The organism is Pseudomonas sp. GZJR-8 (assembly GCF_002916705.1).
Classification (GTDB): domain Bacteria; phylum Pseudomonadota; class Gammaproteobacteria; order Pseudomonadales; family Pseudomonadaceae; genus Aquipseudomonas; species Aquipseudomonas synxantha_A.
This window is the reverse complement of sequence record NZ_JXSI01000002.1, coordinates 276,580-294,245: the sequence shown is the minus strand read 5'-3', so window position 1 is coordinate 294,245 and position 17,666 is coordinate 276,580. Positions and strand designations below refer to the sequence as shown.

19 protein-coding genes are annotated in these 17,666 nt (G+C 60.9%); 3 read left to right on the top strand and 16 right to left on the bottom strand.

The features are described 5' to 3' along the window. Window positions 1-40: 40 nt before the first annotated feature. Window positions 41-847 (bottom strand): MOSC domain-containing protein, encoded by an 807-nt coding sequence (locus tag TK42_RS04700; protein ID WP_103733693.1) that lies wholly within the window; start codon window positions 845-847, stop codon window positions 41-43. Window positions 848-885: 38 nt separating this feature from the next. Continuing rightward, a complete protein-coding gene (locus tag TK42_RS04695) occupies window positions 886-1,821 on the bottom strand; it encodes a chemotaxis protein CheV (protein WP_005790014.1) in 936 nt (311 codons plus the stop codon). Window positions 1,822-2,369: 548 nt separating this feature from the next. Here TK42_RS04695 and TK42_RS04690 point away from each other — a divergent pair. The 3 genes from TK42_RS04690 (at window position 2,370) to TK42_RS04680 (ending at window position 4,694) form a co-directional block, all read left to right on the top strand. After that, window positions 2,370-2,819 (top strand): hypothetical protein, encoded by a 450-nt coding sequence (locus TK42_RS04690; RefSeq protein ID WP_103733692.1) that lies wholly within the window; start codon window positions 2,370-2,372, stop codon window positions 2,817-2,819. Window positions 2,820-3,144: 325 nt separating this feature from the next. Beyond that, window positions 3,145-4,038, top strand: a complete 894-nt coding sequence (locus TK42_RS04685) for a sensor histidine kinase (RefSeq protein WP_032880081.1) — start codon at window positions 3,145-3,147, stop codon at window positions 4,036-4,038. Continuing rightward, complete coding sequence (locus TK42_RS04680; protein WP_032880079.1) at window positions 4,035-4,694, top strand: response regulator transcription factor; 660 nt, start codon at window positions 4,035-4,037, stop codon at window positions 4,692-4,694. The genes TK42_RS04685 and TK42_RS04680 overlap by 4 nt, the downstream gene beginning before the upstream one ends. Here TK42_RS04680 and yegS read toward each other — a convergent pair. The 14 genes from yegS to flhF form a co-directional block, all read right to left on the bottom strand. Continuing rightward, a complete protein-coding gene (yegS, locus tag TK42_RS04675) occupies window positions 4,653-5,573 on the bottom strand; it encodes a lipid kinase YegS (RefSeq protein WP_032880078.1) in 921 nt (306 codons plus the stop codon). The two genes, TK42_RS04680 and yegS, sit on opposite strands and share 42 nt — an antisense overlap. Before the next feature lie 146 nt (window positions 5,574-5,719). Continuing rightward, window positions 5,720-6,112, bottom strand: coding sequence for a DUF2802 domain-containing protein (locus TK42_RS04670; protein WP_005790023.1), 393 nt, complete (start codon window positions 6,110-6,112; stop codon window positions 5,720-5,722). Next, window positions 6,113-6,595 (bottom strand): chemotaxis protein CheW, encoded by a 483-nt coding sequence (locus tag TK42_RS04665; protein ID WP_005790025.1) that lies wholly within the window; start codon window positions 6,593-6,595, stop codon window positions 6,113-6,115. A gap of 79 nt (window positions 6,596-6,674) precedes the next feature. Beyond that, window positions 6,675-7,466, bottom strand: a complete 792-nt coding sequence (locus tag TK42_RS04660) for a CheW domain-containing protein (protein ID WP_032880075.1) — start codon at window positions 7,464-7,466, stop codon at window positions 6,675-6,677. Beyond that, entirely contained in the window at window positions 7,466-8,254 is a 789-nt protein-coding gene (locus tag TK42_RS04655; RefSeq protein WP_005790028.1) for a ParA family protein, read from the bottom strand. The genes TK42_RS04660 and TK42_RS04655 overlap by 1 nt, the downstream gene beginning before the upstream one ends. 51 nt (window positions 8,255-8,305) lie before the next feature. Beyond that, entirely contained in the window at window positions 8,306-9,193 is an 888-nt protein-coding gene (gene motD / locus TK42_RS04650; protein ID WP_032880074.1) for a flagellar motor protein MotD, read from the bottom strand. 16 nt (window positions 9,194-9,209) lie between these two features. Beyond that, entirely contained in the window at window positions 9,210-9,950 is a 741-nt protein-coding gene (locus TK42_RS04645; RefSeq protein WP_005790033.1) for a flagellar motor protein, read from the bottom strand. After that, on the bottom strand, window positions 9,950-11,080 hold the full coding sequence (locus TK42_RS04640; RefSeq protein WP_103733691.1) for a chemotaxis response regulator protein-glutamate methylesterase: 1,131 nt from the start codon (window positions 11,078-11,080) through the stop codon (window positions 9,950-9,952). Before TK42_RS04640 ends, TK42_RS04645 begins: the two co-directional genes overlap by 1 nt. A 48-nt stretch (window positions 11,081-11,128) precedes the next feature. Then, a complete protein-coding gene (locus tag TK42_RS04635) occupies window positions 11,129-13,306 on the bottom strand; it encodes a chemotaxis protein CheA (RefSeq protein ID WP_103733690.1) in 2,178 nt (725 codons plus the stop codon). An 11-nt stretch (window positions 13,307-13,317) separates the two neighbouring features. Further along, complete coding sequence (locus tag TK42_RS04630) at window positions 13,318-14,106, bottom strand: protein phosphatase CheZ (protein ID WP_032880071.1); 789 nt, start codon at window positions 14,104-14,106, stop codon at window positions 13,318-13,320. Between the two features lie 18 nt (window positions 14,107-14,124). Continuing rightward, window positions 14,125-14,499, bottom strand: coding sequence for a chemotaxis response regulator CheY (locus tag TK42_RS04625; RefSeq protein WP_005790040.1), 375 nt, complete (start codon window positions 14,497-14,499; stop codon window positions 14,125-14,127). Between the two features lie 167 nt (window positions 14,500-14,666). Further along, complete coding sequence (gene fliA, locus TK42_RS04620; RefSeq protein WP_005790042.1) at window positions 14,667-15,407, bottom strand: RNA polymerase sigma factor FliA; 741 nt, start codon at window positions 15,405-15,407, stop codon at window positions 14,667-14,669. Beyond that, entirely contained in the window at window positions 15,404-16,237 is an 834-nt protein-coding gene (fleN, locus tag TK42_RS04615; protein WP_003192912.1) for a flagellar synthesis regulator FleN, read from the bottom strand. The genes fliA and fleN overlap by 4 nt, the downstream gene beginning before the upstream one ends. Before the next feature lie 105 nt (window positions 16,238-16,342). Continuing rightward, window positions 16,343-17,659, bottom strand: coding sequence for a flagellar biosynthesis protein FlhF (flhF, locus tag TK42_RS04610; protein WP_005790047.1), 1,317 nt, complete (start codon window positions 17,657-17,659; stop codon window positions 16,343-16,345). Between the last annotated feature and the right edge of the window lie 7 nt (window positions 17,660-17,666).

Sequence of the window (17,666 nt, the reverse complement as noted above, 5' to 3'; positions counted from 1 at the left end):
GGTAAACAAAAATGCCCGTCTCCAGCGAGACGGGCATTTTTTATTCCAGGACCGTCACCGGCATCCCGACTTCCAAGTGGCCGATGCCATCGTTGACCAGGTTCTGGCCGAACATCGCGCCCTTCTCGGTCTTGCGATAGGTCTCCAGCGTCGCGAAGGGTTCGCGGTCGGGGCTGCGCTCGCCGGTGCGGGGATCAATGGTGGTGAGGATGCAACGCGAGCACGGCTTGACCACCCGGAACTCCACATCGCCGATGCGCAAGCGCTTCCAGCCATCCTCGGCAAAGGCTTGGGCGCCTTCGATCACCAGGTTGGGACGAAAACGCAGCATCTCCATCGGGCGGCCGATCTTCTCACACAAGTCATCCAGGGAGCCTTGGCCGATCAGCAACAGCGGGTAGCCGTCGGCAAAGCCGACCTTGTCGTCATCCTTGCCGTAGCCGGCTTCGGTGGTGCGCGCACGTTCCAGGGGAAGCTGCACCAGGCGCGTAGGCTTGCCGATAAACTCGCTGACCCAGGCGGCCGCCTCATCGCCAGCATCGGGTACGCGCAGGGTGTCGCGCCAGATGGTCACGCCGCGCAGTTCACTGGCACCCTCCGGCAACGCCACCTCCAACGATGAGTAGCCCGGCGAACTCAAGGTCAGGCCGCCCGCGTCGCTCCACAGCGCCGACAGTTGGCTCATCTTCGCCACCGCCCGCTGCGTCAGGAACCGCCCACTGGCTTCGTCCACCAGCATCCAACGTCGATCCCCTTGCAGGCCGAGTTTATCCAGGCCGATGTGCTGCAAGGCTTCGGCCTTGCCGGATTTGAGGGGGTAACGGTACAACGCGCTGAGACGAAGCATGGGCCTGCCTTCCTGGGAAACAAAGTGTCATCCTAAAGTCAGGCGGGCACTTCGTCCAACATCAGTCGCTCGCGCACCACATCCACCAGCTTGTCCGGCTGGAATTTGGAGAGGAAATTGTCGCAGCCGACCTTTTTCACCATTGACTCATTGAAGCTGCCCGACAGCGAGGTGTGCAGCACCACATAGAGGCCGCGCAGGCGCGGGTCGTTGCGGATTTCGGTGGTGAGGCGGTAGCCGTCCATCTCGGGCATTTCGGCGTCGGTGAAGATCATCAGCAGCTTGTCGGTCATCACCTGGCCGCTGTCGGCCCAGGCTTTGAGCATGTTCAACGCCTTGAGACCGTCGCTGGCGATGTGCATCTTCACCCCCAACTGTCCCAGGGTATCGCGCAACTGCGACAGGGCCACGTTGGAGTCGTCCACCAACAGCACTTCGCGACCACGGGCACGTTCGAGCACCGGGTCTTCGAGTTTTTCCCGCGAGACCTTGGCGTTATAGGGCACGATCTCGGCGAGGACTTTTTCCACGTCGATGATTTCCACCAACTGGTCATCGACCTTGCTGATGGCAGTAAGGTAGTGCTGGCGACCGGCGCTGGTCGGCGGCGGCAGGATGGCTTCCCAGTTCATGTTGACGATGCGGTCAACGCCGCCCACCAGAAACGCCTGCACCGAACGGTTGTATTCGGTGACGATGATGGTGCTGTTGGGCCCCGGCACCAAAGGGCGCATACCGATGGCCTGGGACAAGTCGATCACCGGCAAGGTCTGGCCCCGCAGGTTGACCACCCCGCACACGAATGGGTGGCGCTGGGGCATCAGGGTCAGCTTGGGTAACTGCAGCACTTCCTGCACTTTGAACACGTTGATCGCGAACAACTGCCGACCGAAGAGGCGGAACATGAGAATTTCCAGGCGATTCTCACCCACCAATTGCGTGCGTTGATCTACCGTGTCGAGAATGCCGGCCATTAAAAGCTCCTGGTGTACACGCCGCAGGCGCGTTGAGAGGGTGTGCAGTCGTATAGGTACATTATCGGCGGCAAGCGCCGGACCTTGACCCCAATAAAATGCCATGTAAATCCATTGATATCACACTGACATCATGCTTTACTGCTTCGGCCCTTAATACTGTTTCAAGGCGCCGTGCGCGACAGTCGAACCGACGTGCAGTTCCACCATATAGGGGGTTCCCCTATACGCAATCAGGCCCAACCTGATATTCGCGATATCTAATAGCCATTAATGTGACGCCATTCTCATTGCATGAATGGAGTCAGGCTTTTGTTTGCCATCCCCAGCCCTTGGCCCACGGGCCTTTCAGGCACTCACGTATCGGCAACTGAAGTCGTGTCATCCCGCACCCCAGGGGCTACATACGACTTTCGTGAGCATTTCAATAAACGTCCTACTGAAACATCGGAAGCGACCTACAAGTCCAAGTCGTATTTCAGCGCTAGTTTTAAGCCATTCACCCGGTGCGACATCTCATCACCCGACCTTACGTTGCGGAGACTTGCATGATGAATAGCGCAAACGAATGGCAAACAGCACTTCTCGCGTTTCTGGGCGAGGCTCAACTGCTTCTGGGCAAATCCGAAGAGTGTTTGAGCCATCTGCATTTGATCCGCAACGACAGCGACGCCATCGACTGCATGAAAGCCAGCTTGGCCAAACTGGCTGAAAAAGCCGATGGCCTGGCGCTGCAGGCAATCAGCGAGTTCTCGGGGCATCTGCAAAATCTGATCGCCAATGCCCAAAGCCCTCTGCAGTTGCATGACGAGGCGCTGGACGCGCTGCATGACTGCCTGACCCTGCTGGCCTGGCAACTGGAACTGATCGACACCCGCACCGGTGAACTGAGCCTGGATGACAGCGAGCAAACTTCATTGATCGCAACGGTTGCCTTGCAGATCCCGCAAAAGGATTTGAGCCGTACACCGCCGCAGCATCTGCATCATGGGTCGTGAGCGTCGTGCAGGTCGTATTTAACTGCCGAGTTATCTAAAAACGACCGGCTTGGACGCAATGGGAAAATATCAATTAGCCATCAATGTAATAATTATACAAACTAACTTCGTTAATACAACTTTCCGCTTTCAACTCTGGGATTAACGGCCAGAGTATTTGTGTGGGCCATAAACCAATCAGGCGACCAACGGTAAGCGGGGTGGTACTATGCCCCGCTCGAAGTGATTTAACTTCAACATGCTTAAAGACGATTTGGCAGCGCACTCCAAACAGAGCCCGGTCAACCGGCCTCACCGCAGTGAACCCTCATTGGCTCCATCCGCTATGTACGCGAGTTTCAAGTCACTTATCGCCAGGTCCGTGTCCCGCAGCCATGTGCGCCGACTCACCCTTGCGCTGTGCCTGTGCTCATTGCTGGGCAGCCTGTGGGCCTATCTGCAGGACGCACCGCTGCCGTTGCCGATCCTGCTGCTCAACTTCGCCACGCTGGTGGTGGTGGGGCTGCAACAGTGGAATTCGCGCAAAGCCATCAAGTTCGAGCCCCAGGAGCTGGCCGACCGCTTGCTGCAAGTGCAGGAGAACGAACGCCACCGGCTCAGCCGCGAACTGCATGACGATATCGGCCAACTGCTGACCGCCGCCAAACTGCAAAGCGAATGGTTGCAGCGCCGCCTGCCCCCGGACCTGAACACACATTGCACGGTGCTGTGCAATACGCTCAATGAAACCCTGGCCAAGGTGCGCGACGTCTGCGCCATCCTCAACCCCCGCCAACTGACCAGCCTGGGCCTGGAAGCCAGCCTGCGCGCGCACCTGCTCAAGACCCTGGAAAACACCCAGGTGTGCTGGAGCCTGGAGTGTCAGCAACGGCTCACCGGCATCCCCGAAGAAGTGGCCGTGGCGGCCTTTCGCATCACCCAGGAAGCGGTGACCAACATGCTTCGCCATGCAAAGGCGCGCAACCTGCTGGTGCGCCTGCAACGCCTGCCTGAAGGCCTGTCGCTGATGATCTGCGATGACGGCCAGGGGTTCTCGCCTGCCCCCGACCCGGGCCGGGAAGGCCAACGGGGCATGGCCGGTATGTGCGAACGGACACACCAGCTGGGGGGCACCTTTTCCATCAGCAGCCAGCCTGGCAACGGCACCCGTATCAACGCACTTTTCCCCTGGGCGCCCCGCGCTCTCGAACGGGCCAGCGCCCCTAAGGTTCTCGAGTGACCTGCAATTTACTCCTGGTGGATGACCACGCACTGATTCGCGCCGGTGTGCGTGCGCTGATTCTGGATATTCCCGGCTACAGCGTCATCGGCGAAGCCAGCGATGGCGCACAACTGCTGGCGCAATACAGCGCCTTGCAGCCGGATATCGTGCTGCTCGATCTGTCGATGCGGCACACCGGTGGGCTGGATGCCTTGCAGCAACTCAAGCGCTTTTACCCCAACTGCAAGGTGCTGATTCTGTCGATGCACACTGAACCAGACCTGATCATGCGCGCGCTGGAGTCCGGAGCCCACGGCTACCTGCTCAAGGACACCACCGCCAACGAGCTGGAACATGCCCTGCTGGCCCTGCGTAACAACGAACGCTACCTGAGCCCCGCCATCGCCCACACGGTGATCAACCAGGCGCTGATCCGCAGCCAGAGCCCCAGCACCCCCGTTGCCCACAGCCATAATCTGACGGCGCGGCAACTGGAGATTTTGCGTTTGATCGTACGTGGCAAGTCCACCCGGGAAATTGCCCATGGCCTGGGCTTGAGCATCAAGACAGTGGAGGCCCATCGCTCGCAGATCATGAAGCGCTTGCAGATTTTCGACGTGGCGGGCCTGGTGTTATTCGCCGTGCGTGAGCAAATCATCAGCCTGGACGACTAACGGCGAACCCAGCGGCAGATGCACGCGAAGCGCCTTGGGCAACGCTTCGAAATGCAGGTCGTCGCCTTCCAGCGGCTCGCCATCGAGGTTGATGTACAAGCCTTGGGCGACCTTGATATTGACCCATGGCAGACGTGCGCGAACGAACATGGTGTCCAGCCCCCAGCCATTGTTCATTAACTCGCGCAGGGTGCCGACCACTTCCTGGGGGGCTGGCAGGATGCTGACGTCGAGCAATCCATCATCGGCCAATGCGCCGGGGCACAGGACATGCCCGCCACCGGCCTGGCGACCGTTGCCGATACCCAGCGCGAGCAGCTCGCCTTTCCAGTGGAAATCCGGGCCTTCCAGCTCCCCGTAGGCGGCCTTCAATTCACTGAAGCGCGACAAACCGGTGAACAGGTAGGCGGCGCCGCCTAGGACTTTCTTCAGGTCTTCGGAGGTGTTGGCCGTGACCTGGCTACCGAAACCGCCGGTGGCCATGTTCAGGAAGATCTGCCCGCCCACCTGGCCGAGGTCGATGGCCTTGGGCTCGACGTCAAGCAACGCCAGGGCGCCGGCCGGTTCCAACGGCACGCCCGCGGCCTTGGCAAAGTCATTGGCGGTGCCCAGGGGCATCAACACCAGGCTGGCGTCGGCCTTGGCCAGCGCCATGGCCTCGGCCACATCGCGCAGCGTACCGTCGCCGCCGCCGGCGATGATATGGGTGTAGCCGTCAGCCAGGGCTTCATCGACCAGCCGCTGGGCATCACCACCCTCCCACGTCACCCGCACCGCCAACTCCCAACCCTGCTCACGTCGGGCCAGCACGGCGGCACGCACGTCCTCGTTCAGGGCTTGTTTGCCGTGAAGGATCAACAGGGCTTTGGGGGTGGTCATTTGAGGGTATCTCCTGGGTCAAGGTGCTTGAAGGATGTTGACCCTTGGAGAACGGGAAAAGTCTGTGGATGGAGAAAAATTGACTGATGATCAAAAGGTGGGAGGGTGCTTGCCCCCTCCCACCTTTTGATCATCAGTCAGCCGAATCAGCTCTTGTGCAATTTGCTCATCAACTGCGCCTCGGCCTGGGTCAAGCCGCACGACTGGGTCAGTTCGTCCACCGTCGCCCCCATCCCCACCAGCTTGGCCGCCTGGGCAAAGGACAGGTTCGAAGGGTCGCGCTGTTCCAATTGCACCAGTTTATCCGGCAAAGGCCCGAGAATCGCGCGCAGTTCATGCACTTCATCGCCGACCCGCACCGCACTCTGCTGGTAATGATCCACGCGCTTGACCAGCTCCAGAATGCGCCGATCACGCACGGCATCGCGTTCGGCCTGTTGCAAGGCCAATTCCCGTTGCTGACGCATATAGCGCAGTACAAACGCCAAGGTCCCGGCCCACAACAGGGCCAGGACAATCACCGCTGCCTCAAGGAACAATCAGATGCTCTCCAGTTCCGACCACTCTTCTTCGCTCATCATCTTGTCCAGCTCAACCAGGATCAGCAGTTCGTTGTTCTTGTTGCACACGCCCTGGATGAACTTGGCCGATTCTTCGTTACCGACATTCGGTGCGGTTTCCACTTCCGATTGGCGCAGGTAAACCACTTCGGCCACGCTGTCGACCATGATCCCGACCACTTGCTTGTCGGCTTCGATGATCACAATACGGGTGTTGTCGCTGACTTCAACCGTGTCCAGGCCAAAACGCTGGCGGGTGTCGATGACTGTCACCACATTGCCACGCAGATTGATGATGCCCAGCACATAGCTCGGTGCACCCGGTACCGGAGCGATCTCGGTGTAGCGCAGCACTTCCTGCACGCGCATCACGTTGATGCCGTAGGTCTCGTTGTCGAGTTTGAAGGTAACCCATTGCAGGATCGGATCATCCAAACCTTGTGCGGACGCTGACTTGTTCATTCGTGTAACCCCTTCAAATGCCGCTATCGACGGCGTGTATGCTATTGCGCCGCGCAACCGCACGGCCCTTATTGTTCAATCAACTACGTTTGTTCTGTGGCATCGCCTTGACCGCACCGCTGGCAATCAACTCGGCCAGTTCAGCGACATCCAGCAATGCGCACATGTGCTCAATCACGGTGCCCGCCAGCCAGGGGCGCTGGCCGCGGTGGCTGCGCCATTTGATTTCATTGGGGTCCAGGCGCAACGAGCGGCTGACTTGATGCACCGCCAGCCCCCATTCGTAGCCCTGCACCGAAATCACGTATTGCAGGCCCTGGCGGAAATCGTCGCGGTAGCGGTCGGGCATCACCCAGCGCGCGGTGTCCAGCACCTTGAGGTTGCCGGCCTGGCTGGGCAGGATGCCGAGAAACCACTCCGGCTGACCAAACAGCGGTGTCAGCTCCTGGCCTTCCAAAGAATAGATCGAGCCCAGGCACACCAGCGGCACTGCCAGGGTCAAGCCGGCGACGTCGAACAGCAGGCACTCGAACGGCTCGGCCGCCCACGCCGGGCGGCCGTCACCGGTTACCGGCGGTGGCGTGATACTCGGCGGCAGGTGCACGTCCACCACCGGTTCGACCACCATCGGCGCCACCACCGCAGGGGTGATCGGCACCACGACTGGAGCCTCCACCACCTGCGCATCGCGCGCCTGCTCTTCCATGACGGCCTGCTGGAAATCGTCCAGCGTAGTGTCAGGCTCGACAGCAGGCTCAAGTACCAGAATCGGCTCCGGCAGCGCTTCGTCAGTCGCATCCTGCAGCAGCGCGTCCAGGTAGGATTCCAGCGCCAGCTGCGGCCGGGTCTTGTATTCAACAGGACGGTTCATCACGCCACCTGCGCCACAAGCTGCTGCGACAGCAGATGCTTGAGCAACGCACGGTAGGCCAGCACACCCCGGCTCTTGCCATCGAACTGCGACGGCGTGAGCCCCGCACGGCTGGCATCACGCAGGCGCGTATCCACGGGGATGTAGCCGTTCCAGATGGTGTCCGGATAGGCATCGCGCAATACACGCAAAGTGCTGAGGGATGCCTGGGTACGGCGGTCGAACAACGTCGGCACGATGCTGAACGGCAGCGCCTGTTTGCGCGAACGGTTGATCATCGCCAGGGTGCTGACCATGCGTTCCAGGCCCTTGACCGCCAGGTGCTCGGTTTGTACCGGGATCACCAATTGTTGGCTGGCCGCCAGGGCGTTGACCATCAGCACGCCCAGCAACGGCGGGCTGTCGATGATCGCGTAGTCGAAATCCTGCCACAGCTGCGCCAGGGTCTTGGCGATCACCAGGCCCAGGCCGCTCTGCCCCGGCGACTGGCGCTCAAGGGTGGCCAGCGCGGTGCTCGACGGCAACAGCGAAATGCTCTCGTTGCTGGTGGGCAGCAGCAATTGCCCGGGCAAATCCGCCGGCACGCTGCCCTTGTGCAGGAACAGGTCATAGCAGCTGTGTTCCAGCGCATCCGGGTCGTAACCGAAATAGCTGGTCATGGAACCGTGGGGGTCGAGGTCGACCACGACCACACGCTTGCCCGCTTCGGCCAGCAAGCCGGCTAAGGCGATGGAGGTGGTGGTCTTGCCGACTCCACCCTTTTGATTGGCAACTGCCCAGACTCTCATTCGGTTGGTTCCTCCCGGTGGGCACAGGCGCGACCGAGACATGGCATAAGGTTATTGAGCCGGTGACGGAGAATTGACGGCGCTTGCCCGAACCGGCGACTTTACAGGGGCCGGTGCAGTTTGTGTGCCAGCGCGCTTCAACGCCGCATCCGGTGTTGCATTGGCCGTGCCGGTGCCGGTCAGGCTGCGACGTACATCCAGGTTGCGCGACACCACCAGCACCACCCGGCGGTTGCGTGCCCGCCCTTCCACCGTGGCGTTATTGGCCACCGGCTGGAATTCACCATAGCCCACCGACGCCAGTCGCTGAGGGTTCACACCCTGCATGGCCAACATGCGCACGATGCTCGATGCACGGGCCGATGACAGTTCCCAGTTGGTCGGGTACTGCGCGGTGCTGATGGGAAAATTGTCGGTGAAGCCTTCCACATGGATCGGGTTTTCAAACGGTTTAAGGATCGCCGCCACCTTGTCGATGATGGTGAACGCCTGGTCACTGGGCAACGCATCGGCACTGGCAAACAACAGGCTGGAGTTGAGTTCGATCTCCACCCACAACTCGTTGCCGCGTACGGTCATCTGATTGGAACTGATCAGGTCACCAAAGGCGGCACTGATGTCATCGGCGATGCTTTTGAGCGGGTCACTGGTGCCGCCGACACCGGCAGCGATCTCATCGCTGTCGTTAACCAGCGGCTTGGCCGGGGTGACGGTCTTGGGCCGCTCGTCACCGATGGGAATCGGCTTGAGCGCACGCTCGGTATCGTTGAACACGCCCACCAGCGCCTGGGAAATGATCTTGTACTTGCCTTCGTTGACCGACGAAATCGAATACATCACCACGAAAAACGCAAACAACAAGGTGATGAAGTCCGCGTAGGACACCAGCCAGCGCTCGTGGTTGACATGTTCTTCAGGCTCGCGACGGCGACGGCTCACAGGCGGTTCCTCCCCATCAATCCATGAAGCCCTGGAGCTTCAATTCGATGGAGCGCGGGTTCTCGCCCTCGGCAATCGAGAGGATGCCTTCGAGCAGCATTTCGCGATAACGCGACTGGCGCATGGCAATTGACTTGAGCTTGCTGGCCACCGGCAACAGCACCAGGTTGGCACTGGCCACGCCGTAGATGGTCGCCACAAACGCCACGGCAATACCGCTGCCCAGTTGCGAAGGATCAGCCAGGTTACCCATCACGTGGATCAGGCCCATCACCGCGCCGATGATGCCGATGGTCGGCGCGTAGCCGCCCATGCTTTCAAAGACTTTGGCCGCATTGATGTCACGGCTTTCCTGGGTGTAGAAATCCACCTCCAGGATGCTGCGGATCGCTTCCGGCTCAGCGCCGTCCACCAGCAATTGCAGGCCCTTGCGTGCGTAGCTGTCGGGCTCGGCATCGGCCACGCCTTCCAGGCCCAGCAAACCTTCCTTGCGGGCAGTGAGGCTCCAGTTGACCACGCGGTCGATGCCGCCGGGCAGGTCGACTCGTGGCGGGAAAATGATCCACACCAGGATCTGCATGGCCCGCTTGAACGAGCTCAGCGGCGACTGCAACAGCGCCGCGCCCACGGTGCCACCAATCACGATCAGCGCTGCCGGGCCATTGGCCAGGGCGCCGAGGTGGCCGCCTTCGAGGTAGTTGCCGCCGATGATGGCGACAAACGCCATGGTGATCCCGATCAGGCTCAAGACATCCATCAGAGGCAGGCCTCCACCAGATGCTTGCCGATGTCGTCCAGGCTGTAGACCGCGTCAGCCAGGTCAGCCTTGACGATGGCCATGGGCATGCCATAGATCACGCAGCTGGCTTCGTCCTGGGCCCAGATGGCGCTGCCACCTTGCTTGAGCAGGCGTGCGCCTTCACGGCCATCGGCGCCCATGCCGGTGAGCACCACCGCCAGAACTTTGTCACCGTAGGATTTGGCCGCCGAACCGAAGGTGATATCCACACACGGCTTGTAGTTCAAGCGCTCGTCGCCTGGCAGGATTTTGATCGCACCACGGCCGTCCACCATCATCTGCTTGCCACCCGGCGCCAGCAGCGCCAGGCCAGGACGCAGGATGTCGCCATCCTCGGCTTCCTTGACGGTGATCCGGCACAGCTTGTCCAGGCGCTCGGCGAACGCCTTGGTGAACGCCGCGGGCATGTGCTGCACCAGCACAATCGGCGCCGGGAAGTTGGCCGGCAGCTGGGTCAACACCCGCTGCAAGGCCACCGGGCCACCGGTGGAGGTACCGATGGCAACCAGCTTGTAAGCCTTGCGCTTGGGCGCTGGCGAATGGGTGCTCGGTACAGCGGCGGCACGTACCGGCGCCACCGCAGGCCGAGCCACCGGCGCAGGGGCCGGGCGTGCAAACGATGAGGTCGGTGCAGCCGCTACGGGCGCAGGCGCAGGTGCCGGCGCAGGTGCACTGAACAGGCTGCGACGGTTACTGCGGGAAATGCTGTGCACCTTCTCGCACAGCATCTGCTTGACCTTGTCGGGGTTGCGCGAGATGTCTTCGAAATTCTTCGGCAGAAAGTCCACCGCGCCGGCATCCAGCGCGTCGAGGGTCACCCGTGCGCCTTCGTGAGTCAGCGACGAGAACATCAATACCGGGGTGGGGCAGCGCTGCATGATGTGACGCACGGCGGTAATGCCGTCCATCATTGGCATCTCGTAGTCCATGGTGATCACGTCCGGCTTCAACGCGATGGCCTGATCGATCGCCTCTTTACCGTTGGTGGCCGTGCCGACCACCTGGATCGTTGGATCGGCGGAAAGAATTTCCGAGACGCGGCGGCGGAAGAAACCCGAATCGTCCACCACCAGGACCTTGACTGCCATAAACACTCCGTTAGGTGGGGCGGGCATGACCGCCCTGCCCCACCAGAATCAAATACGCCGTGCGGCGTAACGCTTGAGCATGCTTGGAACATCGAGAATCAACGCGATCCGACCGTCACCGGTAATGGTCGCGCCCGACATGCCCGGGGTGCCCTGCAGCATCTTGCCCAAAGGCTTGATCACCACTTCTTCCTGGCCCACCAGTTGATCGACCACAAAGCCGATGCGCTGGGTGCCCACGGACAGAATCACCACATGGCCTTCACGCTGCTCTTCATGCTTGGCCGACGCCACCAGCCAACGCTTGAGGTAGAACAATGGCAATGCCTTGTCGCGCACGATCACCACTTCCTGGCCGTCCACCACGTTGGTGCGCGACAGGTCGAGGTGGAAAATTTCGTTAACGTTGACCAGCGGAAAAGCGAACGCCTGGTTGCCCAGCATCACCATCAGCGTCGGCATGATCGCCAGGGTCAACGGCACCTTGATGACGATCTTGGAGCCCTGGCCCTTGGTCGAGTAGATGTTGATCGAGCCGTTGAGCTGGCTGATCTTGGTTTTCACCACGTCCATGCCGACGCCACGGCCGGATACGTCGGAAATCTCGGTCTTGGTCGAGAAGCCCGGGGCGAAGATCAGGTTGTAGCACTCGGTGTCGGTCAGGCGGTCGGCGGCGTCCTTGTCCATCACGCCGCGCTTGACCGCGATATTGCGCAAGATGGTCGGGTCCATGCCTTTGCCGTCATCGGTGATCGACAGCAGGATGTGGTCGCCCTCTTGCTCTGCGGCCAGGATCACCTTGCCGTTGCGCGACTTGCCGGCAGCTTCGCGTTCTTCCGGGGTTTCCACGCCGTGGTCGACAGCGTTGCGCACCAAGTGGACCAGCGGGTCGGCGAGGGCCTCGACCAGGTTTTTATCCAGGTCGGTTTCTTCGCCCACCAGTTCCAGGTTGATTTCTTTCTTGAGCTGGCGCGCCAGGTCGCGGACCAGGCGCGGGAAGCGGCCAAAGACTTTCTTGATCGGCTGCATCCGCGTTTTCATCACGGCGGTTTGCAAGTCGGCGGTGACCACATCGAGGTTCGACACGGCCTTTTGCATGGCTTCGTCGCCGCTGTTCAGGCCCAGGCGCACCAGGCGGTTACGCACCAGCACCAGTTCGCCGACCATGTTCATGATGTCGTCCAGGCGTGCGGTATCGACGCGCACGGTGGTTTCGGCTTCACTGGCGGGCTTTTCCGCCGCGGCCGGTGCCGCTGCACGGGCAGGTGCCGGCGCGGGTGCTGGCTTGGCGACTGGCGCAGGCGCTTTGGCAGCCGCCGGTGCGGCAGTGGCGACCGCTGCGGCGGCAGCCGGGGCCACTTCGGTGAACTTGCCTTTACCGTGCAGCTCGTCCAGCAGCGCTTCGAACTCGTGATCGGAGATCAGCCCGTCGTCGGCAGGCCCAGCCTTGGTGGCCGGGGCGGCAGCTGTGGCCGCGACTTCCGGCAGGGCTTCGGCCACAAAGGTGCCTTTGCCATGCAGTTGGTCGAGCAGCGCTTCGAACTCATCGTCAGTAATGTCGGTGCTGGCATTGGCATCCGGCACTTGCGGCGGCGCCACAGGGGCCACGGCATCGGCCGCGAACTGGCCCTTGCCATGCAACTGGTCGAGCAAGGATTCGAATTCTGCGTCGGTAATGTCTTCGCTGGTCGGCGTGGTGACAGGCGCAGGCGGTGCTTCTGCCTCGGCCTTGACCGCATTGAGCGAGTCGAGCAGCTGTTCGAACTCGCTGTCGGTCACGTCCGGCTCGGCTTCTACCACCGGCTCAGGCGCCGCTTGCACAACCGGCGCAGCGGCAGCCGGTTCAGCCAGGCGCGCCAGGGCGGCCAGCAGTTCCGGGGTAGCCGCCGTGATCGGCGCACGTTCACGCACCTGGCTGAACATGCCGTTGACCGCATCCAGTGCTTCGAGAATCACGTCCATCAGTTCCGAATCAACGTGACGCTCACCCTTGCGCAGGATGTCGAACACGTTCTCGGCGATGTGGCAGCACTCCACCAGCTCATGGAGCTGGAGGAAGCCGGCGCCCCCTTTTACAGTGTGAAAACCGCGAAAAATTGCATTGAGCAGGTTCGCATCATCCGGTCGGCTTTCCAGCTCGACCAGTTGCTCGGACAGTTGCTCTAGAATTTCGCCGGCCTCTACAAGGAAATCCTGAAGGATTTCTTCATCGGCGCCGAAGCTCATGGGTGTGCTCCTTAGAAGCCTAAACTGGATAACAGGTCATCTACGTCATCCTGACCTGACATAACGTCTTCACGTTTATCGGCATGAATCTGCGGACCTTCACCCTTGGCGAGATGTTTTTGTGGATCTTTTTCCGAGAGGATCGCTTCGCGGTCGTGTTCGATGCCGGCAAAACGGTCGACCTGGCCGGCCATCAGCACCAATTTGAGCAAGTTGCTTTCCACTTCGGTGACCAACTGGGTCACGCGCTTGATCACCTGGCCGGTGAGGTCCTGGTAATCCTGGGCCAGCAGGATGTCGTTGAGGTTGCTGGCCACCGTGCGGTTCTCTTGCTCGCTGCGCGACAGGAAACCGTCGACCCGACGCGCCAACTCACGAAATTCCTCAGCGCCCACTTCACGACGCATGAAGCGGCCCCAGTCAAGGCTCAGGGCCTGGGCTTCGCTGGCCATGCCGTTGACCAGAGGCGTGGCGTTTTCCACCAGGTCCATGGTGCGGTTGGCAGCGGCCTCGGTCAGCCTGACCACATACGACAGGCGTTCAGTGGCGTCGGTGATCTGGGAAATTTCTTCGGCCTGGGGCATGCGCGGGTCAATCTGGAAATTGACGATCGCACTGTGCAGCTCGCGTGTGAGCTTGCCCACTTCCTGGTACAGGCCGCGGTCACGGGTCTGGTTAAGCTCATGGATCAACTGCACCGCATCGGCGAACTGGCCTTTTTCCAGGCTGTCGACCAACTGGTGAGCATGTTTTTTCAGGGTCGACTCAAAGTCGCCCTGTGACGTTTCGTTATGCTCCATAGCTCCCCCGTGGCGACATCAATGACCGATGCGTTCGAAGATTTTTTCAATCTTCTCTTTCAAGGCCAGCGCCGTGAATGGCTTGACCACGTAACCGTTGACCCCGGCTTGGGCGGCTTCGATGATCTGTTCACGCTTGGCTTCGGCGGTCACCATCAGCACAGGCAGGCTGCGCAACTTTTCATCGGCGCGCACGTGGCGCAGCAGGTCGATACCGGTCATACCCGGCATGTTCCAGTCGGTTACCAGAAAGTCGATGCTGCCACTGTTGAGGATCGGAATCGCCGTAATGCCGTCATCCGCCTCGACCGTGTTGGTGAACCCAAGGTCACGCAACAGGTTTTTAATGATCCGCCGCATCGTTGAGAAGTCATCAACGATGAGGATTTTCATGTTCTTGTCCAATTCGACCTCCAAGCAGTCTTAAACGCGCCCAGCACCTGGACGCGCCATTTCAATCAACAGGCGTTACACAAAAAGGACTGCCCAGGGCACCACGGTACTCACCCGCAAAACCCTGCGGTTTCGCGGTAGCGTCTGCAGTGTCCCCACACTGCCTGTCAGCGCGCGCGCCACTCTCCCAATCGCCCCCGCAAGCGGGCTGCGCACTGGCTATGCAATTGGCTGACACGCGACTCGCTGACCCCCAGGACCTCACCGATTTCCTTGAGGTTCAGCTCTTCGTCGTAGTACAGCGCCAGCACCAGGCGCTCACGCTCCGGCAAGTTGGCAATCGCGTCCGCCAACGCTTTCTGGAAACGTTCATCTTCCAGATCGCGCGACGGTTCAAGATGTGCACTCGCGCCGTCCTCGTGCAGCCCTTCGTGTTCGCCGTCCTGTAAAAGGTCGTCGAAACTGAACAGGCGGCTGCCCAAGGTATCGTTCAAAATCCCGTAGTAATCGTCGAGACTCAATTGGAGTTCGGCCGCAACTTCATGATCTTTAGCGTCACGACCGGTTTTTGCTTCAATTGCACGAATTGCATCACTGACCATGCGGGTATTGCGGTGTACCGAACGCGGCGCCCAATCGCCTTTACGCACCTCGTCGAGCATTGCGCCACGAATACGGATACCCGCATACGTCTCGAAACTCGCACCCTTGCTCGCGTCGTATTTGGTCGACACTTCAAGCAGGCCGATCATGCCAGCCTGGATCAAGTCCTCGACCTGCACGCTCGCCGGCAGGCGCGCCAACAGGTGATAGGCAATGCGCTTGACCAGAGGCGCATAGCGCTCGATCAATTCGCCCTGGCTGTCACGTGCCGACTTTTTGTAAAGGTTGTAGCCGCTGGATGTCATAGCACCGGTCCCGCACTCGTCTGATGCACCAAACGCTCGACGAAAAACTCCAGATGCCCACGCGGATTGGCGGGCAACGGCCAGGTATCGACCTTCTGGGCAATGGCCTTGAACGCCAGTGCGCATTTCGAACGAGGGAACGCTTCGTAGACCGCACGCTGCTTTTGCACGGCCTTGCGCACACACTCGTCATAGGGAACTGCGCCGACGTATTGTAAAGCCACATCGAGGAAGCGATCCGTGACCTTGGTCAACTTGGCGAACAGGTTGCGCCCTTCCTGCGGGCTCTGGGCCATGTTGGCCAGCACGCGAAAGCGGTTCATGCCGTAGTCACGGTTAAGCAGTTTGATCAGCGCATAGGCGTCGGTGATGGAAGTAGGTTCGTCGCACACCACCAGCAGCACCTCCTGCGCGGCGCGCACAAAGCTGACCACCGATTCGCCGATCCCGGCGGCGGTGTCGATCACCAGCACATCGAGGTTGTCGCCGATATCACTGAAGGCCTGGATCAGCCCGGCATGTTGCGCGGGGCTCAGGTGCACCATGCTCTGGGTGCCCGAGGCAGCCGGCACGATACGAATGCCACCGGGCCCCTGGAGCAGCACATCGCGCAGCTCACAGCGGCCCTCGATCACATCGGCAAGGGTATGTTTGGGTGTCAGCCCCAGCAGAACGTCCACGTTCGCCAAGCCCAAATCAGCATCCAGCAGCATGACGCGACGGCCAAGCTCTGCCAGGGCCAGGGACAAATTCACTGACACGTTAGTTTTGCCGACGCCACCTTTGCCGCCGGTCACCGCGATCACCTGTACGGGATGCATGCTGCCCATTTTATTTCTTTACCTTGTCTTGCTTAGACGCAGGCTACATGGCTTGGCCGCTTGAAACGCTTGCAGACCATCGATGTAGGTACATTTCACGGTGTTCATCCTGCCTCAACCGACCCGTTTTGCCGGGTGGTGGTAAAGGTCGGCGAACATATCGGCCATCGCTTCCTCGCTAGGCTCTTCTTGCATTTGCACACTGACGGCACGGCTGACCAACTGATGACGGCGCGGCAGATGCAGATCATCCGGGATCCGCGGCCCGTCGGTCAGGTAGGCGACCGGTAATTCATGACTGATGGCCAGGCTCAACACTTCGCCCAGGCTCGCGGTTTCGTCGAGCTTGGTGAGGATGCAGCCGGCCAGACCGCAGCGTTTGTAACTATGGTACGCGGCGGTAAGAACCTGTTTCTGGCTGGTGGTTGCAAGCACCAGGTAGTTTTTCGACTTGATGCCACGCCCGGCCAGGCTTTCGAGCTGCATACGCAGGGCCGGGTCGCTGGCTTGCAGGCCGGCGGTATCGATCAGCACCACGCGCTTGCGCAGCAACGGGTCGAGGGCATTGGCCAGGGACTGGCCCGGATCGACGTGCGTCACCGGCACATTGAGGATGCGGCCCAGGGTCTTGAGCTGCTCCTGGGCGCCGATGCGGTAGCTGTCCATGCTCACCAGGGCGATATTCTGTGCGCCGTACTTGAGTACGTAGCGTGCGGCCAGCTTGGCCAGGGTGGTGGTCTTGCCCATGCCGGCGGGGCCGACCATGGCAATCACACCGCCCTCTTCCAGGGGTTCGATTTCCGGGGTGGCGATCATGCGCGCCAAGTGCGCCAGCAACATGCGCCAGGCCTGACGCGGCTCTTCGACTTCGGCGGTCAAGGCCAGCAGGTCGCGGGACAAAGGGCCGGACAAGCCGATGCGTTGCAGGCGGCGCCACAGGTTGGCTTGCTGGGGCTTGCTGCCTTGCAGTTGCGTCCAGGCCAACGAGCCCAGCTGCACTTCCAGCAGTTCACGCAGGCCATTGAGTTCAAAGCGCATCGAATCGAACACACGCTGGTCGACAGCAGCAGCCGGGGCGGGCGCGGCTGGACGCGGCGGTTCGACAAATGTCGGCTCTACCAGCGGCTCGGCGGCGGTCAACGGCAGGCCGGCGAACAATTGGCGATTGGTGCTGGCATCGCTGTCGCCACGCATACTCAGTTCAGCCTGGGCCGACACAATGCGCGAGGCGGTCTTGCGCAGCTCGTCTTCGAGTTCCATGTTCGGCACGCGCGGGGCCAGCGCCTGGGGGGTGTAATCCAGGGCAGCCGTCAGCTCGACACCGCCGGCAATCCGACGGTTACCGATAATCGCGGCATCGGCGCCCAGCTCATCACGGACCAGTTTCATGGCCTGACGCATATCGGCGGCGAAAAAACGCTTAACTTGCATAACCCAC